Raw genomic sequence first — 23,446 nt, 5'->3', positions numbered from 1 at the left:
CAGAGGGTTACTTGCCGGTCAGATGCTCGGGACGTACCGGCGTCCTGTTGAGCTCCAGACCCGTCGCGTTCCGGATCGCCGCGAGGACGGCCGGGGTGGACGACAGGGTCGGGGCCTCGCCGATGCCACGGAGCCCGTACGGGGCGTGGTCGTCGGCGAGTTCGAGCACGTCGACCGGGATGGTCGGCGTGTCGAGAATCGTGGGGATCAGATAGTCCGTGAAGGAGGGATTGCGCACCTTCGCGGTCTTGGGGTCGACGATGATCTCCTCCATGACCGCGATGCCCAGGCCCTGGGTGGTGCCACCCTGGATCTGGCCGACGACGGACAGCGGGTTGAGCGCCTTGCCGACGTCCTGGGCGCAGGCCAGCTCGATGACCTTGACCAGCCCGAGTTCGGTGTCGACCTCGACCACCGCGCGGTGCGCGGCGAACGTGTACTGGACGTGGCCGAAGCCCTGTCCGGTACGGAGGTCGAAGGCCTCGGTCGGGCGGTGCCGCCACTCGGCCTCGATCTCGACGGACTCGTCGCCGAGCACGTCCACCAGGTCGGAGAGGACCTCGCCGCCGTCGGTGACGACCTTGCCGCCCTCCAGGAGCAGCTCCGCGGTCGCCCAAGCGGGGTGGTACGTACCGAACTTGCGGCGGCCCAGCTCCAGGACCTTCTCGCGGACGAGCTCGCAGGAGTTCTTGACGGCGCCACCGGTGACGTACGTCTGCCGGGACGCGGACGTCGAACCGGCGCTGCCCACCTGGGTGTCGGCCGGCTGGATGGTCACCCGGGCGACGCCCAGCTCGGTGCGGGCGATCTGCGCGTGGACGGTGACACCGCCCTGGCCGACCTCGGCCATCGCGGTGTGCACGGTCGCGACCGGCTCGCCGCCGACGACCTCCATGCGGACCTTGGCCGTCGAGTAGTCGTCGAAGCCTTCGGAGAAGCCGACGTTCTTGATGCCGACCGCGTAGCCGACACCGCGTACGACGCCCTCGCCGTGCGTGGTGTTGGAGAGACCGCCCGGCAGCTGCCGTACGTCGGCCGCCTCGCCGGCGGCGAGCCACTGCTGCTCCGGCGGCAGCGGCATCGCCTTGACCCGGCGTAGGAGTTCGGCGACCGGGGCCGGCGAGTCGACGACCTGCCCGGTCGGCATGACGGTCCCCTGCTCCATCGCGTTGAGCTGACGGAAGGCCACCCGGTCCATGCCCACCTTGTCGGCGAGCTTGTCCATCTGGGCCTCGTAGGCGAAGCAGGCCTGGACCGCGCCGAAGCCGCGCATCGCGCCGCAGGGCGGGTTGTTGGTGTAGAGGGCGATGGCCTCGATGTCGACGTCGTCGACGACGTACGGGCCCGCGCCCAGCGAGGAGGCGTTGCCGACGACCGCGGGGGAGGCGGAGGCGTAGGCGCCGCCGTCCAGGACGATCCGGGCCTTCAGGTGGGTGAGCTTGCCGTCCTTGGTCGCCCCGTGCTCGTAGTAGAGCTTCGCGGGGTGGCGGTGGACGTGCCCGAAGAAGGACTCGAAACGGTTGTAGACGATCTTGACGGGCTTGCCGGTGCGCAGGGCGAGCAGACAGGCGTGGATCTGCATCGACAGGTCCTCGCGTCCGCCGAACGCGCCGCCGACGCCCGAGAGCGTCATCCGGACCTTGTCCTCGGGCAGGCCCAGGACGGGCGCGATCTGGCGCAGGTCGGAGTGCAGCCACTGGGTGGCGATGTAGAGGTCGACGCCACCGTCCTCGGCGGGCACGGCGAGACCGGACTCGGGGCCCAGGAACGCCTGGTCCTGCATGCCGAAGGTGTACTCGCCCTTGACGACGAAGTCGGCCTTCTTGGCGGCCTCTTCGACGTTGCCGCGGACGATCGGCTGGCGGTGCACGATGTTGGGGTGCGGGACGTGGCCGATGTGGTGGTCGTCGCGGTTCTCGTGGATGAGGATCGCGTCCGGCGCGGTCGCGGACGCCTCGTCCGTGATGACCGGCAGCTCGCGGTACTCCACCTTGATCTTGGCGGCGGCGCGGCGCGCGGTCTCCGGGTGGTCGGCGGCGACGATCGCGACCGGCTCACCGTGGTGGCGGACCTTGCCGTGCGCGAGAACCGGGGTGTCCTGGATCTCCAGGCCGTAGTTCTTCACCTCGGTCGGCAGGTCGTCGTACGTCATGACGGCGTAGACACCGGGCGTCGCGAGGGCCTCACCGGTGTCGATGGAGACGATCTCGGCGTGGGCGACCGTGGAGCGCAGGATCTGGCCCCAGAGCATGTCCTCGTGCCACATGTCGGACGAGTACGCGAACTCGCCGGTGACCTTGAGGATGCCGTCCGGGCGCAGTGTCGACTCGCCGATGCCGCCCCTGGTCCCGGAGCCCTGCGTGAGGTTGGTGGGTGTACCCGTGGTTCCCATGGTCAGACCGCCTCGGACTGCCGGGCGGCCGCGAGGCGGACCGCGTCCATGATCTTCTCGTAGCCGGTGCACCGGCACAGGTTGCCGGAGAGCGCCTCGCGGATGTCCGCGTCGGTCGGCGTGGGGTTGCGCTCCAGCATCTCGTCGGCGGCGACCAGCAGACCCGGGGTGCAGAAGCCGCACTGGACGGCGCCAGCGTCGATGAACGCCTGCTGGATCGGGGAGAGTTGTCCGCCCTCGCCGGTGTGGGAGTCCTGGGGCTTCGACTCCCAGCGCCTGGCCTCGTCCAGCGAGGTGCCGCAGGAGCCGGTGGCGCAACCGCCGTGCTCCGCGCGCTGCTTGGCGAACTCCGCGAGGCCCTCGACGGTGACGACCTCGCGGCCCTCGACCTGGCCGGCCGCGACCAGACACGAACACACCGGCACGCCGTCCAGGCGGACCGTGCAGGAACCGCACTCGCCCTGCTCGCAGGCGTTCTTGGAGCCGGGCAGGCCCAGGCGCTCGCGCAGCACGTACAGCAGGGACTCGCCCTCCCACACGTCGTCGGCCTCCTGGGGACGGCCGTTGACCGTGAAATTGACACGCATTACGCGACTCCCTCCGTGTGAGCGGCGGTGCCGCGGTACGACTCCCAGGTCCAGGTCAGGGTGCGGCGGGCCATGATGCCGACCGCGTGGCGGCGGTAGCTCGCGGTGCCCCGGACGTCGTCGATCGGGTTGCAGGCGGCGGAGCAGAGGTCCGCGAACTGCTTGGCGACCGACGGGGTGATGATCTTTCCGTTGTCCCAGAAGCCGCCCTCGTCGAGCGCGGCGTTCAGGAACTCCTCGGCGGCCTTCGCCCGGACGGGGGTCGGCGCGGCGGAGCCGATGCCGGTGCGGACCGTACGCGTCTCGGGGTGCAGGGCCAGGCCGAAGGCGCAGACCGCGATCACCATGGCGTTGCGGGTGCCGACCTTGGAGTACTGCTGGGGGCCGTCGGCCTTCTTGATGTGGACGGCGCGGATCAGCTCGTCGGGCGCGAGCGCGTTGCGCTTCACGCCGGTGTAGAACGCGTCGATCGGGATCAGACGCGATCCCCGTACGGACTCGGCCTCGACCTCGGCGCCGGCCGCGAGGAGGGCGGGGTGGGCGTCGCCGGCCGGGGAGGCGGTGCCGAGGTTGCCGCCGACGCCGCCGCGGTTGCGGATCTGGGGAGAGGCCACGGTGTGGGAGGCCAGGGCCAGGCCGGGAAGCTCGCCGCGCAGGTTCTCCATGATCCGGGTGTACGGGACGGAGGCGCCCAGGCGCACGCTCTCCGCGCCGACCTCCCACTCGCTCAGCTCGCCGACGCGGTTCAGGTCGAGGAGGTACTCGGGCCGGCGGTGATCGAAGTTGATCTCGACCATCACATCGGTGCCACCCGCAATCGGCACAGCGGTGGGGTGCTCGGCCTTCGCGGCGAGCGCCTCCTCCCAGCTGGCGGGGCGAAGGAAGTCCATGAGTGGCTCTCTTCTTCGTATCGTGGGTCGTTCTGATCAAGCCAGATCGTGTGCGGCGGCCCGGGCTCGTTCATGAGTTGTTCACGTGGAGTGAGGTCAGTACACCGCGCTGTCCTCCACCGGGGTCAGTCACCGAAACCATGAAGGAGTTGGCTGGCCAGGGCGGTCATCTTGTAGATTCGTATGAACGGAGGTCATCAGTAACCTCCTCGTTTTCCTATGGAAACGACAGGAAACATCCAGCACACGCTGGGACCAGGGAGTACGGCTCGCGGACCCGCTCGCCCATTGCTCACCTTCAGATCCATCGTAGATTTCGAGACAAGAACGGCGGCGACGAGAATGCGGCTGCGCGCACTGCTGGACACCGACGCGCTGGGCCTGCGGCTGCTCGGCGGCGAGGACGAGCTGGACCGCACCGTACGCGGTGTGATGACCACGGACCTCAAGGACCCCAGCCGCTACCTCTCCGGCGGCGAGCTGGTCCTCACCGGGCTCGCCTGGCGGCACGACGCCGCGGACTCCGAGCCCTTCGTACGGATCCTGGCGGCGGCCGGGGTCGCGGCCCTCGCCGCCGGCGAGGCGGAGCTCGGCGACGTCCCGGAGGACCTCGTCCTGGCCTGCGTCCGGCACCGGCTGCCGCTGTTCGCCGTGCACGAGTCGGTGGCGTTCGCGACGATCACCGAGCATGTCGTACGACAGGTCTCGGGCGAGCGCGCCGGGGACCTCGCGGCCGTGGTGGACCGGCACCGGCGGATGATGACGTCCGGCCCGGCGGGCGGCGGCCCCGACGTGGTCCTCGACCTGCTCGGCACCGACCTGGACCTGCGGGCCTGGGTGCTCTCCCCCACCGGACGCCCCATCGCCGGTTCGAAGCTCGCCGGGGCCGCGCCGCCCGCCGACGTGTCCGCGAAGCTGGCCGCGGAGCACCTCGCGGCGGCGCGCACCGGGCGGCGCGGACCGCACCGGGTGCTCGTGGGCACGACGACCTACTCCCTCTTCCCGATCCGCTCCTCCGGGCGCTCCGCGGCCGCCTCCCGCGATGTGCGCGAGACGGTGCTCTCCGACTGGCTGCTCGCGGTCGAGGCGGACGCCGGGGACTGGCCCGCGGAGCGGCTCGACCTGCTCCAGGGCGTCACCCAGCTGATCGCGGTCGAGCGGGACCGGCGGGACGCGGCGCGCACGGTACGGCGCCGGCTCGCGCAGGAGGTCCTCGAACTGGTGCAGACGGGGGCGGCCCCCGCGGAGATCGCGGCCCGGCTGCGCGTCGCCGCGCCGGTGCTGCTGCCCGGGCTCGGCGCCGCACCGCACTGGCAGGTGGTGGTGGCCCGCGTGGAGTGGGACGGCGGCGAGATCGAGGGCGGGCCGGCCGCCCAGTCGCTCCTGGAGGAGATCCTCGTCGACCCGCTGACCAGCGGTCCCGAGCACTCCGACCGGATCGCCGTCGCCCATACGGGTGAGGAGGCGATCGCGCTCGTCCCTCTTCCGGCGGTCTCCTCGGAGCACGACGGGTCCGAGTCGGGCATCCTCGCGGACGCCCTTCTGGAGACCGTACGCGACCCGCTGTCGGCCGGCCTGAACGACGACGGGCGGCTCACGCTCGGCGTCAGCGCCGCCGTGCACTCGGCCGAGGGGCTGCGTGGCGCCCTGGAGGAGGCCCGGCACGCGCGCCGGGTCGCCGCCGCCCGCCCCGGCCGGGTCTGCGCGGCCGGGCACCAGGAGCTGGCCTCGCACGTCCTCCTGCTGCCCTTCGTGCCGGACGACGTACGCCGCGCCTTCACCGCGCGCCTGCTCGACCCGCTCCGGGACTACGACCGCCGCCACCGCGCCGAACTCATCCCCACCCTGGAGGCGTTCCTCGACTGCGACGGCTCCTGGACGCGCTGCGCCACGCGGCTCCACCTGCACGTCAACACACTGCGCTACCGGGTGGGCCGCATCGAACAGTTGACGGGCCGGGACCTCTCCCGCCTCGAGGACAAGCTCGACTTCTTCCTCGCGTTGCGCATGAGCTGAGGTCACGGGTCCGTGCGGCGCGTGTCAGCAAGTGCCGCACCAGTCCCACGACTTTGTGAAATCCTTCACCCACCCCCTTGGCCGGGTGCCGCGATCCGTGCTGAGATGCCACCACTCAACAGCTCAATGGCGTGCTCGGGGAGGGCAACGTGGCGCATACCGCCATGTCTGGTTCCGGAACGAACGCAGGGGACGATCCACTCCAGACCGCGGTATGGCGGCTGCGCTCGCGCGCCTGCTGGGTCGACGCGGCCGCACTGCTCCAGCCCGGGACGGCGGGTCCCGCACTGCAGAGAGCCTCGCTCCTCGTGGAGCGGTGCCTGTACACCGAGCAGGGCTGGGCCGAGGCGGAGGACGCGCTGCGGACGGCGGAGGCGGTGGCCCAGAGCGACGACGAGCGCGGGGCGGCGGCCTGTGAGCGCGGGCAGCTCGCGTACGCGGCCACGCTGCTCGGGGTGCGCGACCGGGCGGACGAGGCGCGGGCCGCGCTCGGGCGGGCCGCCGCGCTGATCGCCCCGGGGGCGCCGGGGCGGGCGCTGCTGGACTTCCGGCGCGGGCTGCTCGCCGAGAACCTCGCGCAGTCGCCGCAGGCCGCGCGGGCCGCGTACCGGCGTGCCCACGCGGGCGCCGTCGCCCAGGCCGACCCGCTCCTGCTCTCCTTCACCTGGCGGCACCTTGCCGGACTCGCCCTGCGGGACGGGGAGTTGGCCGAGGCGCGGCACGGGTTCGCCGAATCCCTGCGGATCCGGGAGGAGTTGGGGTACTTGGTGGGCACGGCTCCGGCATTGGCCTCGCTCGCGGATGCCGAGACCGAGCCGGAGGCGACTCGGTTGCGGGCGGAGGCGGGACGGTTGTTCCGGTTGCTCGGGGGTGTGCCGACGTGGCTGGCACGGCAACTCACTCCGCCTGCCGCGACGGCTTGAGGTTGCGGGGAGACCGCGGATTCGTCGTGGCTGGCCGCGTTCGCCGGACCGGGTCAGTTGCTCTGGACGTGCGCCAGGAGGTCGCGGGCGAAGTTCCCCACCGCGGTGCGCAGTTCGGGGTCGTGGGCGACGTAGACCACGACCCCGACGAGGACGATCAGGACCAGGAGGCCGCGCAGGCCGCCGCCCCGGGCGCCGGTGTGCGGCACGGGGCGGTGCGTGTGGGGCGCCCCGGTGTGACGGGCGTGGGCCCGGGCCATGTCGTGCGCCGCACGGTGGTGGCGTACGTGGTTCTGGTGGATCTGCTGGGCCTGCTGCGCTTGCTGCATCGCCTGCCAGGACGGGTCGGGCATCGTCTTCTCCCCCGGTTTCTGCTGGTACCGGGGGACACGCGTGCGGGGCCGTCCGGGTTCCCGGCGGCGCGTCCTGTTGCTCGGCGCCCACGGAGCCGTGACGTCCGCCAGGGGAAGGCGACGTACCGGACCTAGTTGTCGGCGAAGTGCTCTCGTACGAGGGACTGGACGGCCGGGAGGTCCTGGGCCGTCAGGGCGTCCAGGAGGGCGAGGTGCTCGGCGGCGTCGGCCATGAGGTCCGCGCGGCCACGCGGGACGGGGCCGCCGACGAGGGGCCACTGGGCGCGGCGGTGCAGGTCGTCGGCGATCTGCACGAGCTGGTCGTTGCCGGCGAGGGCGAGCATCGCGTGATGGAAGGCGCGGTCGCACTCGGCGTAGGTGGCACGGCACCCTGCGGACGCGGCACGCGCCGCCGCCTCGGCGAGCGGGCGCAGTTCGGCCCAGCGCGCGGCGGGCACCGTGCGGGCGAGGCGCAGCACCACCGGGACTTCGAGGAGGGCGCGTATCTCGGCGAGTTCGGCCAGCTCACGCGTCCCGCGCCGGACGACCCGGAAGCCCCGGTTCGGTACGACCTCGACGGCGCCTTCGAGGGCGAGCTGCTGCATCGCCTCACGTACCGGTGTGGCGGACACCCCGAAGCGTTCGCCGAGCACGGGCGCCGAGTACACCTGGCCGGGGGCGAGCTCGCCCGCGACGAGGGCGGTGCGCAGGGCGTCGAGGATCTGCCCGCGGACCGAGGCCCGCTGGACCACGGGGCGCGCCGTCTCCACGGGGCGCGCGGCCTCGACAGGACGCGCGGCCTCGACAGGGCGCGCGGTCTCCACGCGGGGGTGCGGGATGGGCGGCTCGCTGTGGGTGTGCTCGCCACGGGCCCCGGAGGCGGACCGGGACTCGTCCGAGGCCACGCCCCGCTCCCGCTCGACGTCCGCCGCCCGCGCCTGTGCGGGCACCCGGACGGACGCCGTACGGATGTCCGGGGCCGCCGACCCGGTGGAACCGCGCGCGCTCAGCGAACCGGCCTGCTCCACGGGGTCCTCCTCCGGGCTTGGTGGTACTTGGGGGTCATTGCGGCGGTTGTTACCCGTCCGTCAAGCACCATAGGCGCACATGGCCCCAGTTCAAACATCCGATATTGAGGGTAAGGTAAGCCTAACCTGTTAACGATCGTGAAGCGGGGTACCCGTATGTCCGCTCCCGCCCTGGCCACAGGCGCCCTGGGCCTCACCGACGCCCACCCCGCCCGCTCGGCCGTCACGGACGCGTACATCCGGCTGACCGAGGTCTTTCCGGGGCTGAGCGTGCGGGAACTGGGACACGGGGAAGCGGCTCCGGAGGGCGACGGCTGGGTCGGCGCCGCCGGGCTCGCGGCGGGCGGGGCGGACCTCGACACCTTCCTCGCCTGGGACGAGGCGCAGGTCATCAGGGACTACGGACAGCGGGCACGCCCGGACGTGGTGGCGAGCTTCGGACTGCACCGGTACGCCTGGCCGGCCTGTCTGCTGATCACCGTGCCGTGGTTCCTGCTGCGCCGGGTGCCCCGCCTCCCTGTGGAGCGCGTCACATTCCAGCGCACGCTCGGCCGGATGGCGGTCCGGGTCGAGGAATTCGCCTGCCTGCCCGGCGACCCGGCGGCCCGGCTGCCCGGCGCCCGGGTCGTCCCGGACGAGGAGGCGCTGCGGGCCGAGGTGCGGGCGGCGGCGGCCGAACACCTGGAGCCGGTCCTCGGCGGCTTCGGCCCGCGCACGCGGCGCCGCGGCCGGGCCCTGTGGGGCATGGCGACCGACGAGGTCGTCGAGGGTCTCTGGTACGTCGCCGAACTGCTCGGCGAGGAGCGGCGCGCGCGGCGCGAGCTGGAGCTGCTGCTGCCGGGGGCCACCCTGCCGTACGTCGGTTCCGCCGCGTTCCGTGAGCTGAGCGGCCCGAACGGGGAGTCCCTGCCCACCCGCGACCGGGCGAGCTGCTGCTTCTTCTACACCCTGCGTCCCGAGGACACCTGCGTCACCTGCCCGCGCACCTGCGACACGGACCGCATCGCCAAGTTGACGGCCACCGCGACGGATTGAGCGCCGACCCCGCCGTACGGACGGGCCTCCCGAGTGCTCTAAGATCAACTCCGACTGAGACTCCCGACGGGTGCCCGACAGATGACAGGCACTTCACAACTTCCTCACTTGTCGCAGGAACTTTCCGTAGAACCATCCGTACGGGTAATCTTATTCGCACTCAGCTCCCGTCCCTCGTGCGGCAGTTCGAGCAGAATGTCGCCCTGCGCATCCCCTTGCACTCTCTTGGCGGCCTCTTGCCCCGAAACCCCCTGAGGGTCGACGGGCGTGGGCCAATATGGCGGGCGTTACGCCCTATCCCAATGCAAGGGACCCCAGATGAGATTGACCGACATATCGCTGAACTGGCTGCTTCCGGGCGCCGTTTTGCTCCTGGGACTGCTGGCGGCGGTGGCGGTGCTCGCGCGCAGCAAGCGGTCCGGGGAGAACGCGAGCAGCAACAACGACGACTCGTGGGAGCGCAGCGAGGAGCGTCGCAGGCGTAAGGAAGCCGTCTACGGCACGGCCTCCTATGTGCTGCTCTTCTGCTGTGCCGCGGTCGCCGCGGCACTCTCCTTCCACGGCCTCGTCGGCTTCGGCCAGCAGAACCTCGGACTCACGGACGGCTGGGAGTACCTCGTCCCGTTCGGTCTGGACGGCGCGGCCATGTTCTGCTCCGTCCTCGCCGTGCGCGAGGCCAGCCACGGTGACGCGGCGCTCGGCTCCCGGATACTCGTGTGGACCTTCGCCGGTGCCGCCGCCTGGTTCAACTGGGTGCACGCTCCGCGGGGTGTGGACCACTCGGGCGCTCCCCAGTTCTTCGCGGGCATGTCCCTGTCGGCCGCCGTGCTGTTCGACCGGGCGCTGAAGCAGACCCGCCGTGCCGCGCTCCGTGAGCAGGGCCTGGTCCCGCGTCCGCTGCCGCAGATCCGTATCGTCCGCTGGCTGCGCGCGCCCCGTGAGACGTACAGCGCCTGGTCGCTGATGCTCCTGGAGAACGTCCGCACGCTGGACGAGGCGGTCGAAGAAGTCCGCGAGGACAAGCGCCAGAAGGAGCAGAACCGTCTGCGTCGGCGGAACGAGGAGCGGGTCGAGCGGGCGCACCTCAAGGCGCTCAGCCGCGGTCACCGGGGTCTGCCCGGCCGTGGTGGCGGTGGTGGTGGCCGGCAGCAGCTGGAGACGACCGTGGAGCGCGCTCCCGCGCAGGCCACCGCGGAGCCTGCCATAGCGCCGGAGCTGCCCGTACGCTCACGGCCTTCCCTTCAGCCCGTCCGCAAGAGTGGTGACCCGATCACCGTCGATCTCACCGCGGAGGACGACACCATGGCCCTGCCGCGACTCGACTCCCTGGAGCGCAAGCTCAAGGACCTGGAGCAGCAGTTCGGCTGAGACACCGGGGTGGTCCGGCCGTTGAACGGCCGGACCCCGGACAGGAATTACGGCGGCGCGGTGACTACACCGCGCCGCCGTCCAGTTCGAACCAGACCGACTTGCCCACGCCGTGGGGGCGTACCCCCCAGGCGTCCGCGAGCGACTGGACCAGGACGAGGCCTCTGCCGTGCGTACCGTCGTCGGCGATCGGTACCCGCAGTCTGGGCCTGCGTCCCACGAAGTCCCTTACCTCCACGTGGAGTCCGCGGGGTCCGACGGTGGCCGTCAGGACCGCGTCATGGTCGGTGTGGATGAGGGCGTTGGTGACGAGTTCGCTGGTCAGCAACTCGGCTATCTCGGACTTCTCCGGCTTCCCCCAGTGCCGTAAGAGTTCCCTCAGCGCCCTGCGGGCCTCTGGCACCGCCCGTAGGTCGGCCCTGGCCAGCCGCCGCCTGAGCTGCGCGGCGGCCGGTTCCCTCGTACCGTCGGTCGCTTCTTCCTCCACTGCCTGTGCCGAGGAGGCCCCGATGGCCACGGGACCGCCTCCTCGTACCTGCCTCTTCATGACCCCCGCCTGCATGCCGATGTCGGGTTCCCCTCCTGATCGAACATGTTCACGGGAATCCATGCCCCATCGGGGACGCGGCAGTCATGTCGAATGGTCAACCACCGGCCAATCCCGAGCGGAAGCACGGCGTCGCGCCGAGGCGGTGGCTCGTGGGGCGCCTCCGCCCGTACGTCAGGGCTCTCCGGGGCCGGCCCGCGCGACGGCGATCCGCCCCGTGGAAAGCCCTGCTTGCCCTGTTCAACGCCTGTTGAGGCGCACGGTTCGGCCCCGGCGCACGGCGGCGACGCACCCGGCGGACCCGCACCACCCGGCGCCTCCCTCTCCCGGGCGACGTGTTGACCACGGGCGCTCGGCCCATCTACCGACTCTCGGCTGCGGGTATGGCCGTACTCGACGGGGAGTCGGCCCGGCGGCCCGGGCTCGGTGGTGGTGTCGCCGCTCCGCTCACGGAGCTCGGTGGCGGGCCGAGGGAACGGTCAAGGACGCGGCACGTTGCGCAGGTTGGAGCGGGCCATCTGCACCATCCGGCCGACACCCCCGTCCAGAACCATCTTCGACGCCGAAAGGGCGAACCCGGTCACCATCTCAGCGCTGATCTTCGGCGGGATGGACAGGGCGTTGGGATCGGTGACGACGTCGACGAGGGCGGGGCCCTTGTGCTTGAAGGCGGCCTTCAAGGCGCCGGTGAGGTCCTTGGGCTTCTCGACGCGCACGCCGTACGCCCCGCACGCACGCGCGACGGCCCCGAAGTCGGGGTTCTTGTTCGTGGTCCCGTACGAGGGCAGACCTGCGACCAGCATCTCCAACTCGACCATGCTCAGGGCGGAGTTGTTGAAGAGGACGACCTTCACCGGCAGGTCGTACTGGACGAGGGTGAGGAAGTCGCCCATCAGCATGGCGAACCCGCCGTCTCCGGACATCGAGACGACCTGCCGGCCCCGGTCGGTGAACTGGGCGCCGATCGCCATCGGCAGCGCGTTCGCCATCGAACCGTGCGAGAACGAACCGATGACCCGGCGGCGGCCGTTGGGCGAGATGTAGCGGGCCGCCCACACGTTGCACATCCCGGTGTCGACCGTGAACACCGCGTCCTCGTCGGCGAGTTCGTCGAGGACGGAGGCCACGTACTCCGGGTGGATCGGCACGTGCTTCTCGACCTTGCGCGTGTACGCCTTGACGACACCCTCGAGCGCGTCCGCGTGCTTCTTCAGCATCTTGTCGAGGAAACGACGGTTCCCCTTGGGCTTCACCCGGGGCGTCAGACAGCGCAGGGTCTCCTTCACATCGCCCCACACCGCCAGATCCAGCTTGGAGCGGCGGCCCAGGCGCTCGGGCCGGACGTCGACCTGGGCGATCTTGACGTCGTCCGGGAGGAAGGCGTTGTAAGGGAAGTCGGTGCCGAGCAGGATCAGCAGGTCGCACTCGTGGGTGGCCTCGTAGGCGGCGCCGTAGCCGAGCAAACCGCTCATACCGACGTCGTACGGGTTGTCGTACTGGATCCACTCCTTGCCGCGCAGCGCGTGTCCGACCGGGGACTTGATCTTCTCCGCGAACTCCATGACCTCGGCGTGCGCGCCCGCCGTGCCGCTGCCGCAGAAGAGCGTGATTCTGTCGGCCTCGTCGATCATCGCGACGAGCTTGTCGATCTCGGTGTCGCCGGGGCGGACCGTGGGCCGGGAGGTGACGAGGGCGGTCTCCAGGGCCTTGTCCGGGGCGGGCTCGGAGGCGATGTCACCGGGGAGGGAGACGACGCTGACACCCGACTGGCCCACCGCGTGCTGGATGGCGGTCTGCAGCAGCCGCGGCATCTGCTTCGGGTTGGAGATCATCTCGTTGTAGTGACTGCACTCGCGGAAGAGCTGGTCCGGGTGGGTCTCCTGGAAGTAGCCGAGGCCGATCTCACTGGAGGGGATGTGCGAGGCGAGGGCGAGAACGGGAGCCATGGAGCGGTGGGCGTCGTACAGACCGTTGATGAGGTGGAGGTTGCCGGGGCCGCAGGAGCCGGCGCAGGCGGCGAGCTTGCCGGTGATCTGGGCCTCGGCGCCCGCGGCGAAGGCAGCCGTCTCCTCGTGCCGGACGTGGATCCAGTCGATCGCCGCGTTGCGCCGGATCGCGTCCACCACCGGGTTGAGGCTGTCGCCGACGACGCCGTACAGGCGCTTGACGCCCGCACGGACGAGGATGTCGACGAACTGCTCGGCGACGTTCTGCTTGGCCATGCTGCACGCACCTCTTTGTGATCCATGGATCCCGCGGGTCCCTGTTCGTCCGTCGGGTCCATGAATTCACACGGTGCGCCGTTACGCCTCCCAAACGGCCGCGACGGTCCGGTCGTCGGCGTATCCCTTGACCCGCACCTGGGTGTCGGCGAGGAACGCGGCGAGGCCGGGCGGCTCGGCCGCCGACCACCGTTCCGTCAGGTGCTCGCACAATTGCGGCTCCCCGCGCAGGGGCTCCGCGAGGCCGCCGGTGCACAGCAGCAGCGTGTCACCCGGTCGGGCGACGGAGGCGCGGAAACGGAAGGGCTCGCGGGGCGGTTCGGGGGCCGGTTCGTACGGACTCGGGGGCGTGGTGATGCCCAGGTCCATGGTGAGCCGGTCGCCCTCGGGGGTCTCGTGCGGCAGCGATCCGAAGCCGACCACGGCCTCACCGGTGGTCTCGGCGACCCGCGGCTCGATGTCCTGCCACTCGCCGTCCCGCAGCCGGAACAGGCCGCCGTCGCCGACCCCGAAGAAGACGCGTGTACGGCACTCGGGGTCCCCGGTGAGCAGCAGGCAGCGCAGCCCGGCGGTGTACTCCTCGGGTTCGATGCCCTGTTCGGCGGCGCTCGCGCGCAGCTTGCCGAGACTGCGGTCGGTGAGCCGGTGCAGGCCCGACTTCAGGTCGCCGCGACGGGCCGCCCTGATGTCCTCGGCCAGCCGCGCGTGGCTGCGGCCCACGGCGCGCCCGATCCACCGGCATGCCTCGGCCGCCGCCCGGTGCGCGCCGGGCGTCGCCCGGGCGCCGGTCGCCATCGCCACCAGCACCAGCGCGTGCTCGCCCGCTCCGAAGCGGGCGGTGAGCAGGGAGTCCCTGCGCGGCTCGCCCCTGAAGCGGGCGGAGTCGCCGCGCACGGAGGCCGCGCGCAGGGTGCTCGCCCCGTAGCGCGCCCCGTCCAGGACGGTGTCGGCGACCAGGTCGTCGAGGTCGTCCGGATCGGCGGGCGGGAGGGCGGTGGGCTCGGCGTCGTAGGTGGGCGGGCCCGAACCGACGTGGTCGACGGGGGGTGGCTGGTGGGGGACGGTGAGGACCGGCTCGGGGAGGGCGTCCTCGGAGGCGGCCGCGCCGGGCGGGGCGGGATGCGGCGGCGCGGTGGGGCGCGGTGGCACCGCCGCGCCGGGCGGCTCCTTGGGCGTACGGCCACGGAGCGACTCGGCGTGGAACCCGGGCGGCGTCGGTCCCGGCGGAAAGGTCGCGGGGGTCGGCGGTTCGGCGGGCGGGGGTCCCCAAGGCGGCAAGGGCTCTTCGCCACCCCCCGAGGAGCGAGGATCCGCACCACCCCGAGAGAAACCGGTCGCCTCCCTGCTCCACCAAGGGCCGGGCTCCGCATCGGCCGACGAGAGGCCGGGATCCTCCCCGCTCCCCGAGGGGCCCGGGCACCCGCTACTCCACGAAAGGCCCGGGTCCCCGCCGCCCCGGGAGATGCCGGATCCCTCCCCATCCCCCGGGCCGTCCCCCGGGAGGCCAAGGTCCCCGCCGCTCCGCGAGGAGCCGCGGCCTCCGCCGCTCCACAAGGGACCGGGATCCTCCCCGCTCCCCGAGGGACCGAGACCCTCCCCACTCCCCGGGCGACCGACACCCTCCCCGCTCCCCGAAGGGACGGCGTCCTCGATCTCCGAGGGGTCCGGGGCGGCATCGGCGCTCGTCGAGGGGGGCAGGTCCTCGGCGGGCCCTGTCGGGTCGAGGAAGCGGTCCGGTGGGTCGGACCGGGGCTCGCGGTCCCAGCGGGCGGGGCGCCGGCCCGGTGCCTCGCCGCGCGGGGTGGCGCCGCCGCCCCGTTGCTCGGGGACGACGGGAGGCCCGTCCGGCTCGGGTGGCGCGGACCCCGATCCCACCGTCCCCGCGGCCGACGCGAAGCGGTCGTCGAGGGAATCGGCCGCGGGTGTGGGCCCCGTGTCCCCGGTGGCGTCGTACAGCTGCCCCCACCAGTCGTCCTCGTGACCGGTAGGCCTCTCCCCCTGCTGGCTCATGCCCCTAATTGTCCACCGCGAGAGCCGGATGAAAACGGGGCATCCGGAAAAACCGGCCACGGGACTGGTAGTCGAACGGCATATCGGGTGATGTGTCGAACGGCCGTATGGGTGGAGAGGGTTGACGAATCGTCGGACGCCGCGTCGACATGGACGCCGCGTCGAAGCCGCCGGACGATCCCACCCCCCACGGGAGAACCGCCCGGCGGCGCCCTGAGTGTGACCTGCTTCCCTGAGGTTCTTCTGTGACGCGCGCTGCCGCGCTCCCCAAGGAGCCACTCCCAAGATCACGCCGCCCGGTCCGCACAGGCCGGTCTGGCCCAAGCCGGGCATTAAGGGCGGCTGTTGCTGCCGCGGTGCCGTGAGCTTGGCAGAGTTACGGGTGCTGCGGCGATGATGTGCCGAGGCGGGTTTGCGCCGTGGCTGATTTCCGCCAGGTCACGGCCGGAACGGGATTTGGGGAGGGCATCGCCGCATGCTGGGAGCGATAGGTCTGGACGAGACGCACGAGTCGGCGTACCGCGCACTGGTGTCCGTGGGCGCCGCCGACGTGCCCGACCTCGCGCGGCGGCTCACGCTCGGCGAGCACGACACCGAGCGCGCCCTGCGCCGACTGGAGCGGCACGGTCTCGCGGCCCAGTCCTCGGGCCGCCCGGGACGCTGGGTCGCGGCGCCGCCCGGCGTCGCCCTCGGCGCACTGCTCACCCAGCAGCGGCACGAGCTGGAGAAGGCGGAACTGGCGGCCGCCCTGCTCGCCGAGGAGTACCGCGCCCAGGCCACCGAACCCGCCGTGCACGACCTGGTGGAGGTGGTGATCGGAGCGGCGGCGGTCACCCAGCGGTTCCTCCAGCTCCAGCTCGGCGCGGCCACGGAGGTGTGCGCGCTGGTCACCGGGAACCCGATGGTGGTCTCCGGGATGGACAACGACGCGGAGGAACAGGCCGCGGGACGGGGCGTCGGTTACCGCGTGGTGCTCGAACGCGCCGTACTCGACCAGCCCACCGGCCTCACCGAACTGTCCGCCGCGCTCAGCCGCGACGAGCAGGTACGGGTCGTGGACAAGGTGCCGACCAAGCTGGTGATCGCCGATCGGTCGCTCGCGATGGTGCCGCTCACCTCGCACACCGCGGAGCCCGCCGCCCTCGTCGTGCACGCCAGCGGGCTCCTGGAGCTGCTGTCGGGCCTGTTCGAGTCGGTGTGGCGGGACGCGCTGCCGCTGCGGCTCGGCAGCCGGGGTGTCATGGAGCAGGAGCCGGACGGCCCCGACGTCACCGACCTGGAGATCCTCTCCCTGCTGCTGGCCGGGCTGACCGACGCGAGCGTCGCGAAACAGCTCGATCTGGGCCTCAGGACCGTACAGCGCCGGGTGAAGCGGCTGATGGAGCTGGCGGGCGTCACGACCCGGCTCCAGCTGGGCTGGCACGCCTACGAGAAGGGCTGGGTGGCCCGCGACTGACCTGCGCTTTCGCGCCCGCTCAGTCACCCTGGGCAGATGGGAGCGTGGGAACTCCTGCTGGTCGGCGTGGTGATCGCGCTCGGCCTGTGCGGAGTACTGGTGCCCGGTGTGCCGGGGTCGTGGCTCGTCTGGGCCGCGGTCCTGTGGTGGGCCCTGACCGACCCGCGGGCCCTCACCTGGGGCGTACTGGTGGGCGCGACCGTGGTCCTGGTGCTGGCCCAGGCGATCCGCTGGGGGCTGTCGCCCCGACGGCTCCGGGAGGCCGGGGCCACTCCCCGCATGGGCGTGTACGCCGGGGTCGGGACACTGCTGGGTTTCATTCTGCTGCCGGTGGTCGGCGCGGTCGCGGGCTTCCTCGGCGGGATCTATCTCTACGAGCGGCCACGGCTGGGCGGGCACGGCCCGGCGAAGGCGGCGGTGGGGACGGTCATGCGGTCGGGCGGCTGGCACGTCCTGACGGAGCTGTTCGCCTGCCTGCTGGTCACGGCCGCCTGGCTGGCCACGGCGATCTGGGGCTGACCCACGCTCGTCAGCGCGGGCAACACATCGGATCTCTCCCTTCATATTGACGGGCTGCAGCCACTTCTCTACGTTGCATCGCGGGATAGCTCCGATGAATCGATCGAATCGCCTGAAGTGCAGTCGCTAGAGCCGCCTGGAGGCACCCGCATGCCCAGCCCGTCCAGACGTACCGTCCTCGCCACCGGATCCGCCCTCGGCGGCACTCTGCTCGCCGGAGGCCTGCCCGCCCAGGCACGGGCGGCCGATCACGCGGACACCTCCGACCCCTGGCACACCGTCCTCGACGACGCCGATCTGGTCTGGCAGCGGATGCCGAAGACCTGGTACGAGGGCCCCTACCTCGGCAACGGCTTCCTCGGCTCCGGGATCTACGCCGAACCGGGCGCGGAGACCGGTTCCTTCTCGGCCGTGCGCTTCAACGTCCAGCACTCGCAGGTGCAGGACCACCGCCCCGAGTTCGGCTCCCTCTTCGGCCTCGCCCGCCTGCCCATCGGCTGGTTCACGCTGGAGCCGGTCGGCGCGATCACGGGCCTGGACTGGCGGCTCGGCCTGCGCGACGCCGAACTGACCGGCACACTCACCACGGACAAGGGCACGCTCACGCTCCGCGCTCTGGTGCACAACTCCCGCTCGGTCCTCGCCGTCGAGGTGACCCCCAGCGAGGGCGAGCGCGACTTCCGCTGGGTCTTCCACCCGGCGGACGCGATCAGCCCGCGCGCCGACTTCAAGCCCCTCCCGGACGGCTACCAGGGCAACCCGCCCGCCGAGGTCGCCACGCACGACGGCGTCTCCACCGCCGTACAGCCCCTGCTGTCGGGTGGACAGCATGTGACGGCGTGGCGGGAGCGGACGCGGGGCAGGACACGATGCCTGTACGTGCATGTCGCGCACTCGTATCCCAAGTCCACGGCGCTGGGCCGGGCGCTCGCCACCGTGCGCGGGGCGTCGGCGCTGCCCTACGACCTGCTGGCCGGAACCCACCGTGCCTGGTGGCACGCCTACTACCGCAAGAGCTTCCTCTCCCTCCCCGACGCGCGCATCCAGCGCTTCTACTGGATCCAGCTCTACAAGGCGGCGTCGGCGGCCCGGCGGGACGCGCCCGTGATGGCGACCAGCGGCCCCTGGCTGGAGTCCACGCCCTGGCCCAACACCTGGTGGAACCTCAACGTCCAGCTGGAGTACTGGCTGATCCACGGCTCGAACCATCTCGAACTCGACGCCGTGACGCGGGCGTTGAGCGAGTTCCGGGGCAATCTCTCGAAGGAGGTGTCGGACCGGTACCGCGCCGACTCGCTCGGCATCCCGCGCACCACGGACCCGCAGCTCGTCAACGGCGCGGCGGGCACCCTCACCGGCTACGGCGTTGGCATCCCCGGCCAGGACCCGCCCACTCCCGAGGTCGGCAACCTCACCTGGGCCCTGCACAACGTGTGGCTCAGCTACCGCCACACCATGGACGAGTCGATCCTGCGGGACGTCCTCTTCCCCCTGCTGCGCAAGGCGGTCAACTACTACCTGCACTTCCTGGAGCCGGGCACGGACAGGAAGTTGCACCTGCCCGCCACCTTCTCCCCCGAGTACGGCGGCAACTCGCGCGACTGCAACTACGACCTGATGCTGCTGACCTGGGGGTGCCGAACCCTGCTGGAGTCGGCCGAACTCCTCGGCCTCGACGACGAGTTGGCACCACGCTGGCGCGAGGTGCTGGCCAAGCGGGTGGCGTACCCGACCGACGCCAACGGCTTCATGATCGGCGCGGACATCCCCTTCGCGAAGTCGCACCGGCACTACTCGCATCTGCTCGCGGTGTACCCGCTGTACGAGCTGACCGGCCGCACCCCCGACGAACGGGCCCTGATCGAGAAGTCGTTGGCGCACTGGGTGGGCTTCGAGGGCGCCCTTCAGGGCTACACCTTCACGGGCGCCGCCTCGATGTCCGCGCTGCTCGGCAAGGGCGAGGACGCTCTCAAGTACCTCGGCCAGCTCATGACCCGCTTCATCCAGCCCAACACCATGTACAAGGAGTCGGGCCCGGTCATCGAGACCCCGCTGTCGGCCGCCCAGTCCCTGCACGACATGGTCTGCCAGTCCTGGGGCGGCGTCGTCCGGGTCTTCCCTGCCCTGCCCGCCGACTGGGCGGACCTGACGGTCCACGACTTCCGCACCCAGGGCGCCTTTCTGCTCAGCGCGGTACGGAAGGGCGGTGTGACCCGCTGGGTCCGGCTGGTCAGCGAGGCGGGCGCGCCCTGCGTCGTACGGCACGGCATCGCGGGCGCGATCGACGTGCGGGACGGGCGGGGACGGCAGCTGCGGTACGAGACGGTGGGCGACGGGACGATCCACGTCACCCTGCGCCGCGGCGAGTCGGCGCTGATCACCGCGAAGGGCGACCGCCCGGACCTGACCGTCACACCGGTACGGCCGAACGCGGACGCTCCCCGGTGGGGGCTGCCCGCCTAGAGAAGGAGCGTGTCAAGGTCGATGTCGTCGGCCAGCGCCCGCATCCCCGTGTCGTTGAAGTGGAGGTGGTCGCCGGGGTCGTAGGCGGGGAGGATGCGGTGCGGGTCGGACGGGTCGCGCACGGCGGCGTCGAAGTCCACGACCGCGTCGAAGAGATCGGCGTTGCGGATGAAGGCGTTGACCGTCAGCCGGATCGCCTCACGGCGCTCCGTATAGGCGCTGTACCCGCCGTACGGGGTGATCGTGGCGCCGACGACCCGGATCCCGCGGGCGTGGGCGCGCTCCACGATCCGGCGGTACGCGTCCTCGATGGCGAGGGGATCGGTCTGCTCGGGCGTGCCCTTGATGTCGTTGATGCCCTCCAGCACGATCACCGCGCGCACCCCGGCGCGGGAGAGCGCGTCGGCGTCGAGACGGGTCAGGGCGCTCGGGCCACCGTTCTCCAGCAGGAGGCGGTTACCGGAGATCCCCGCGTTGAGGACACCGAGCCGGCGGTACGCGGGCAGCGTGCGGAGACGGGCCGCGAGCAGGTCGGGCCAGCGGCGGTTGGCACTGTACGTCGAGCCGGTGCCGTCGGTGAGGGAGTCCCCGAGCGCGACCACGCTGCCCGCGGCGGGAGCGTCGAGTACGTCGACGCCGGTCACGTAGTACCAGTTGTCGAGGGTGACGGTGTACGCGGTGCCGGGCTCGTCGGCGGTCCGGTCCCCCTCGCGGGCCAGGAAGTTGGCCTGGAATGCGGAACGGTGGTAGGTCGCCGGGCCGGAGTCGGCGGGGGTGTGGACCGAGATCAGGAGGTTGGCGTCGGCGGGGACCGGGAGGTCGACGGGGTCGCTGACCATGTCCTGCCCCACGGGGACCGTCACGGACCGGCGGCCGGCGAACGTGGCGACGCGCAGCGATCCCGGGGCGGCGTTCGGGCTCATGGGCCTGCCCCACTCCTGCAACGCGACCGTGACGGCGTCGAGTTGGAGCGGCGCGTTGCCGAGCCGGTTGGAGACGCGGACGCGGGCGGCGCTGCCGCCGACGCTGGTGTGTACGACGTTGCGGATCGAGGCGCCGGGCAGGGCGGGGGCGGTTCCGGAGGGGGCGGTCTCCCAGGTGCCGGTCCAGCGGGCCTGGTCGTCGTCGTGGGCGGTGAGAGAGGTGGACCCCGCATTGGCGCTCGCGGCCGGCGGGACGAGCGCCAGAACGGTCACCAGGGCGGTGAAGAGATCGCGAGCCTTGATCACGCGGGTCATGCGGTATCGCTTCCCTGCCCGCCAGGCTGGTCAACGGAAGGTCACACCGTTGGCCGTGCGCACTCACCCACACCACTGATTCGTAGGACCTATCGTTCGATCGTCCCGAACAGAGCGACGTCCGAACCTCTTTGGGGCGGGAGACCTAGGACCAGGACCCGATGCGGTCCGTGCACGGGCGTGTTTGGCTGCGTCCATGACCGAATTCAGCGAGGCGGAACGTGCCTACCTCACCACGCAGCGACTGGGTCGCCTGGCCACCGTCGACGCCCACGGGCAGCCGCAGGCGAACCCCGTCGGCTTCTTCCCGCAGGACGACGGGACGATCCTGATCGGCGGTTACGCGATGGGCACCACGAAGAAGTGGCGCAACCTGCAGAAGAACCCGAAGGCGGCGCTCGTCGTCGACGACATCGTCAGCCACCGGCCGTGGAAGGTGCGCGGCATCGACATCCGGGGCGAGGCCGAACTCCTCACCGGCCCGCACGACTTGGGTCCGCACTTCAGCGAGGAACTGATCCGAGTCCATCCCCGGCGCATCCACAGCTGGGGCCTGGAGGACTGACCGGAGTCCTCGACGGCGCTTGATGGGCACGGCGAGCAGGTTCGCCACCGAACCGCCCATCACCCATTCACCGACCATGACCGCCACGGAACCCACCGTCCTGGCCACGCGTCGCCGATCGCGGTACCGACGTACATGACCCGGGGCGAGGAGCGCGTGGAACCGCGCCTGCTCCCGGCACCGCGGCACTGACGTTCCCGACGGCCCCCCCAGGGGTCTCACTCCAACTCCCCGGCCGCCCTGAGGTGTTGAACGGCGTACGAGCGCCACGGGCGCCACGCGTCCGGCACGTCCACGCCCGGCGGCACCACGTCGGGGTCGCCGAGCGCGCGCGTACGGATTTCGGCGGCGGTACGGCCGTCCAGCCCCGGCAACGCCAGCAGCGCCTCCTGCGCCTCGTCGCGCTCCGCGCCCGCGTCCAGCCGCAGGGTGCCGTCGGCGAGGGCGGTGGTGAGCGCGCCGAGGGGGCCGTCCGGCTCGGCCTCCGCGAGGACGGCCGGCTCCGGGAACACATGGGTGAGCGTGCCGCTCGGGGCGTCCAGCGCCTTCCCGTACCGCCGCACCAGCCGCTCGGCCTCCGCCCGCCCCACCAGTGCGCGCACGGCCAGCTCGTCCGGATCGGCGGCACCCGGCGAGCGCAGGCCGGGGCGCGCGGCGACCAGCGGGGCCAGCCGGGGATCGGCGCCCAGCCGCTCGTCGACGGCGTACGGATCGGCGTCGAGGTCGAACAGCCGGCGCAGGCGCTGGACGGCGGTGGTGAGGTCGCGCAGGTCGGTGAGGTGGAGCCGGGCGTCGAGCCAGCCGCGTGAGCGTTCGTCCACCGCGACGATTCCGGTGCCGTACGGGAGGCGGAGGATGCGGCGGTACGTACGGCGGCCGGGGGTGCCGTCGATGTCCTCGACCCCCGGGACCGCCTCGTGGGCGAGCAGGTCGAAGACGGCGGCGGACTGGTACGGGCCCCGGTGGGCGAGGCGCAGGGGGATCCCGGCGGTGGGGGTGACGGTGCGCCGGGTTCCGGTCCCGCCCCGGGGTGCGGCGGCCGCGCGCAGTTCGCTCGGCGTCGAGGCGTACACCGCGCGGATCGTGTCGTTGAACTGGCGGACGCTGGCGAACCCGGCCGCGAACGCGATCTCCGTGATCGGCAGGCCGGTGGTCTGGAGCAGGACGCGGGCGGTGTGGGCGCGCTGGGCGCGGGCGAGGGCGACGGGGCCCGCGCCGACCTCGGCGGTGAGCTGCCGCTGCACCTGGCGGGCGCTGTATCCGAGCCGGACGGCGAGCCCTCCGACGCCCTCGCGGTCGACCACGCCATCCCCGATGAGGCGCATGGCGCGCCCTACGACGTCGGCCCGCACGTTCCACTCCGCGGAGCCGGGCACGGCGTCCGGGCGGCATCTGCGGCAGGCTCGGAAGCCCGAGCTCTGCGCCGCGGCGGCCGTCGTGTAGTACCGCACGTTCTGCCGCTTCGGCGTCACCGCCGGGCAGCTGGGCCGGCAGTAGATCCCGGTCGTCTCCACCGCGAAGAAGAACTCCCCGTCAAACCGGGCGTCCCTGCTCCGCACCGCCTCGTACCTGGTCTCCGCGTCAATCACACCCACCAGTCTGCGCCGCCCCCGCTCCATCGACTGGCGGCTTTCAGACACAACACTCAAACCACAACCTGATCCCGCCCCCGCCGCCCCTACCCGTCCCATCCCCAGGGGCTCCGCCCCTTCCACCCCACTGGGGGCTCCGCCCCCAGACCCCCGGTGGGTTCGTCGGCTGCGGGCCTGTGGGGGCCGATCGCGCAGTTCCCCGCGCCCCTGGGCCACGGGGCTGCGCCCCGGCCCCCCATCGC

The 23,446-nt window shown here is 72.0% G+C and carries 18 protein-coding genes; 8 read left to right on the top strand and 10 right to left on the bottom strand.

Going from position 1 to position 23,446, the window contains the following annotated elements; translation table 11 throughout:
* Window positions 1-7: 7 nt before the first annotated feature.
* Genes FNV62_RS38820 through FNV62_RS38810 form a run of 3 tightly spaced genes read right to left on the bottom strand, consistent with a single transcriptional unit; the run spans window position 8 to window position 3,869 of the window.
* A complete protein-coding gene (locus FNV62_RS38820; RefSeq protein WP_054236976.1) occupies window positions 8-2,392 on the bottom strand; it encodes a xanthine dehydrogenase family protein molybdopterin-binding subunit in 2,385 nt (794 codons plus the stop codon).
* Between the two features lie 2 nt (window positions 2,393-2,394).
* Window positions 2,395-2,979: a (2Fe-2S)-binding protein gene (locus FNV62_RS38815; protein ID WP_060901054.1), complete on the bottom strand. Its 585-nt coding sequence runs from the start codon at window positions 2,977-2,979 to the stop codon at window positions 2,395-2,397.
* Window positions 2,979-3,869: an FAD binding domain-containing protein gene (locus FNV62_RS38810; RefSeq protein WP_054236974.1), complete on the bottom strand. Its 891-nt coding sequence runs from the start codon at window positions 3,867-3,869 to the stop codon at window positions 2,979-2,981. The genes FNV62_RS38815 and FNV62_RS38810 overlap by 1 nt, the downstream gene beginning before the upstream one ends.
* Window positions 3,870-4,211: 342 nt before the next feature.
* Between FNV62_RS38810 and FNV62_RS38805 the strand changes: the two genes are divergently transcribed.
* Together FNV62_RS38805 and FNV62_RS38800 are read left to right on the top strand one after the other, a co-directional pair.
* Window positions 4,212-5,885 (top strand): PucR family transcriptional regulator, encoded by a 1,674-nt coding sequence (locus FNV62_RS38805; protein ID WP_143628562.1) that lies wholly within the window; start codon window positions 4,212-4,214, stop codon window positions 5,883-5,885.
* A gap of 149 nt (window positions 5,886-6,034) precedes the next feature.
* Window positions 6,035-6,808, top strand: a complete 774-nt coding sequence (locus tag FNV62_RS38800; RefSeq protein ID WP_054237104.1) for a hypothetical protein — start codon at window positions 6,035-6,037, stop codon at window positions 6,806-6,808.
* Window positions 6,809-6,861: 53 nt separating this feature from the next.
* Here the strand turns inward: FNV62_RS38800 and FNV62_RS38795 are convergent, their stop codons facing one another.
* On the bottom strand, window positions 6,862-7,161 hold the full coding sequence (locus FNV62_RS38795) for a hypothetical protein (protein ID WP_060894557.1): 300 nt from the start codon (window positions 7,159-7,161) through the stop codon (window positions 6,862-6,864).
* Window positions 7,162-7,292: 131 nt separating this feature from the next.
* On the bottom strand, window positions 7,293-8,189 hold the full coding sequence (locus FNV62_RS38790; RefSeq protein ID WP_399223070.1) for a GntR family transcriptional regulator: 897 nt from the start codon (window positions 8,187-8,189) through the stop codon (window positions 7,293-7,295).
* Window positions 8,190-8,345: 156 nt separating this feature from the next.
* Here FNV62_RS38790 and FNV62_RS38785 point away from each other — a divergent pair, with 156 nt between their 5' ends.
* The gene (locus FNV62_RS38785) at window positions 8,346-9,224 is read left to right on the top strand and encodes a (2Fe-2S)-binding protein (protein ID WP_143609514.1); all 879 of its coding nucleotides are present in this window, start codon (window positions 8,346-8,348) and stop codon (window positions 9,222-9,224) included.
* Window positions 9,225-9,542: 318 nt separating this feature from the next.
* On the top strand, window positions 9,543-10,592 hold the full coding sequence (locus FNV62_RS38780; protein WP_075031095.1) for a DUF2637 domain-containing protein: 1,050 nt from the start codon (window positions 9,543-9,545) through the stop codon (window positions 10,590-10,592).
* Window positions 10,593-10,656: 64 nt separating this feature from the next.
* Here FNV62_RS38780 and FNV62_RS38775 read toward each other — a convergent pair whose 3' ends face one another.
* The 3 genes from FNV62_RS38775 to FNV62_RS56040 all read right to left on the bottom strand — a co-directional run bounded on the left by FNV62_RS38775 (window position 10,657) and on the right by FNV62_RS56040 (window position 15,371).
* On the bottom strand, window positions 10,657-11,139 hold the full coding sequence (locus FNV62_RS38775; RefSeq protein WP_211179121.1) for an ATP-binding protein: 483 nt from the start codon (window positions 11,137-11,139) through the stop codon (window positions 10,657-10,659).
* 479 nt (window positions 11,140-11,618) lie between these two features.
* Window positions 11,619-13,361: a pyruvate dehydrogenase gene (locus FNV62_RS38770; RefSeq protein WP_054236969.1), complete on the bottom strand. Its 1,743-nt coding sequence runs from the start codon at window positions 13,359-13,361 to the stop codon at window positions 11,619-11,621.
* Between the two features lie 81 nt (window positions 13,362-13,442).
* On the bottom strand, window positions 13,443-15,371 hold the full coding sequence (locus FNV62_RS56040; RefSeq protein ID WP_225900516.1) for a protein phosphatase 2C domain-containing protein: 1,929 nt from the start codon (window positions 15,369-15,371) through the stop codon (window positions 13,443-13,445).
* Window positions 15,372-15,846: 475 nt separating this feature from the next.
* Between FNV62_RS56040 and FNV62_RS38760 the strand changes: the two genes are divergently transcribed.
* From FNV62_RS38760 to FNV62_RS38750, 3 genes are all read left to right on the top strand, one after another.
* Window positions 15,847-16,827, top strand: a complete 981-nt coding sequence (locus tag FNV62_RS38760; RefSeq protein ID WP_054236967.1) for a TrmB family transcriptional regulator — start codon at window positions 15,847-15,849, stop codon at window positions 16,825-16,827.
* Window positions 16,828-16,863: 36 nt separating this feature from the next.
* Window positions 16,864-17,346, top strand: a complete 483-nt coding sequence (locus FNV62_RS38755) for a DUF456 domain-containing protein (protein WP_143628561.1) — start codon at window positions 16,864-16,866, stop codon at window positions 17,344-17,346.
* A 150-nt stretch (window positions 17,347-17,496) separates the two neighbouring features.
* Window positions 17,497-19,809: a glycosyl hydrolase family 95 catalytic domain-containing protein gene (locus FNV62_RS38750; RefSeq protein ID WP_143628560.1), complete on the top strand. Its 2,313-nt coding sequence runs from the start codon at window positions 17,497-17,499 to the stop codon at window positions 19,807-19,809.
* Here FNV62_RS38750 and FNV62_RS38745 read toward each other — a convergent pair.
* Entirely contained in the window at window positions 19,806-21,047 is a 1,242-nt protein-coding gene (locus FNV62_RS38745; RefSeq protein ID WP_143628558.1) for an SGNH/GDSL hydrolase family protein, read from the bottom strand. The two genes, FNV62_RS38750 and FNV62_RS38745, sit on opposite strands and share 4 nt — an antisense overlap.
* Window positions 21,048-21,243: 196 nt before the next feature.
* Between FNV62_RS38745 and FNV62_RS38740 the strand changes: the two genes are divergently transcribed.
* Window positions 21,244-21,612, top strand: a complete 369-nt coding sequence (locus FNV62_RS38740) for a PPOX class F420-dependent oxidoreductase (RefSeq protein ID WP_143628557.1) — start codon at window positions 21,244-21,246, stop codon at window positions 21,610-21,612.
* Window positions 21,613-21,830: 218 nt separating this feature from the next.
* Here the strand turns inward: FNV62_RS38740 and FNV62_RS38735 are convergent, their stop codons facing one another.
* Window positions 21,831-23,231 (bottom strand): bifunctional transcriptional activator/DNA repair enzyme AdaA, encoded by a 1,401-nt coding sequence (locus FNV62_RS38735; protein ID WP_143652258.1) that lies wholly within the window; start codon window positions 23,229-23,231, stop codon window positions 21,831-21,833.
* Window positions 23,232-23,446 lie beyond the last annotated feature (215 nt).

It is taken from the genome of Streptomyces sp. RLB3-17, assembly GCF_007113425.2.
Taxonomy (GTDB): Bacteria; Actinomycetota; Actinomycetes; order Streptomycetales; family Streptomycetaceae; genus Streptomyces; species Streptomyces mirabilis_D.
This window is presented reverse-complemented; position numbering and strand designations above follow the sequence as displayed.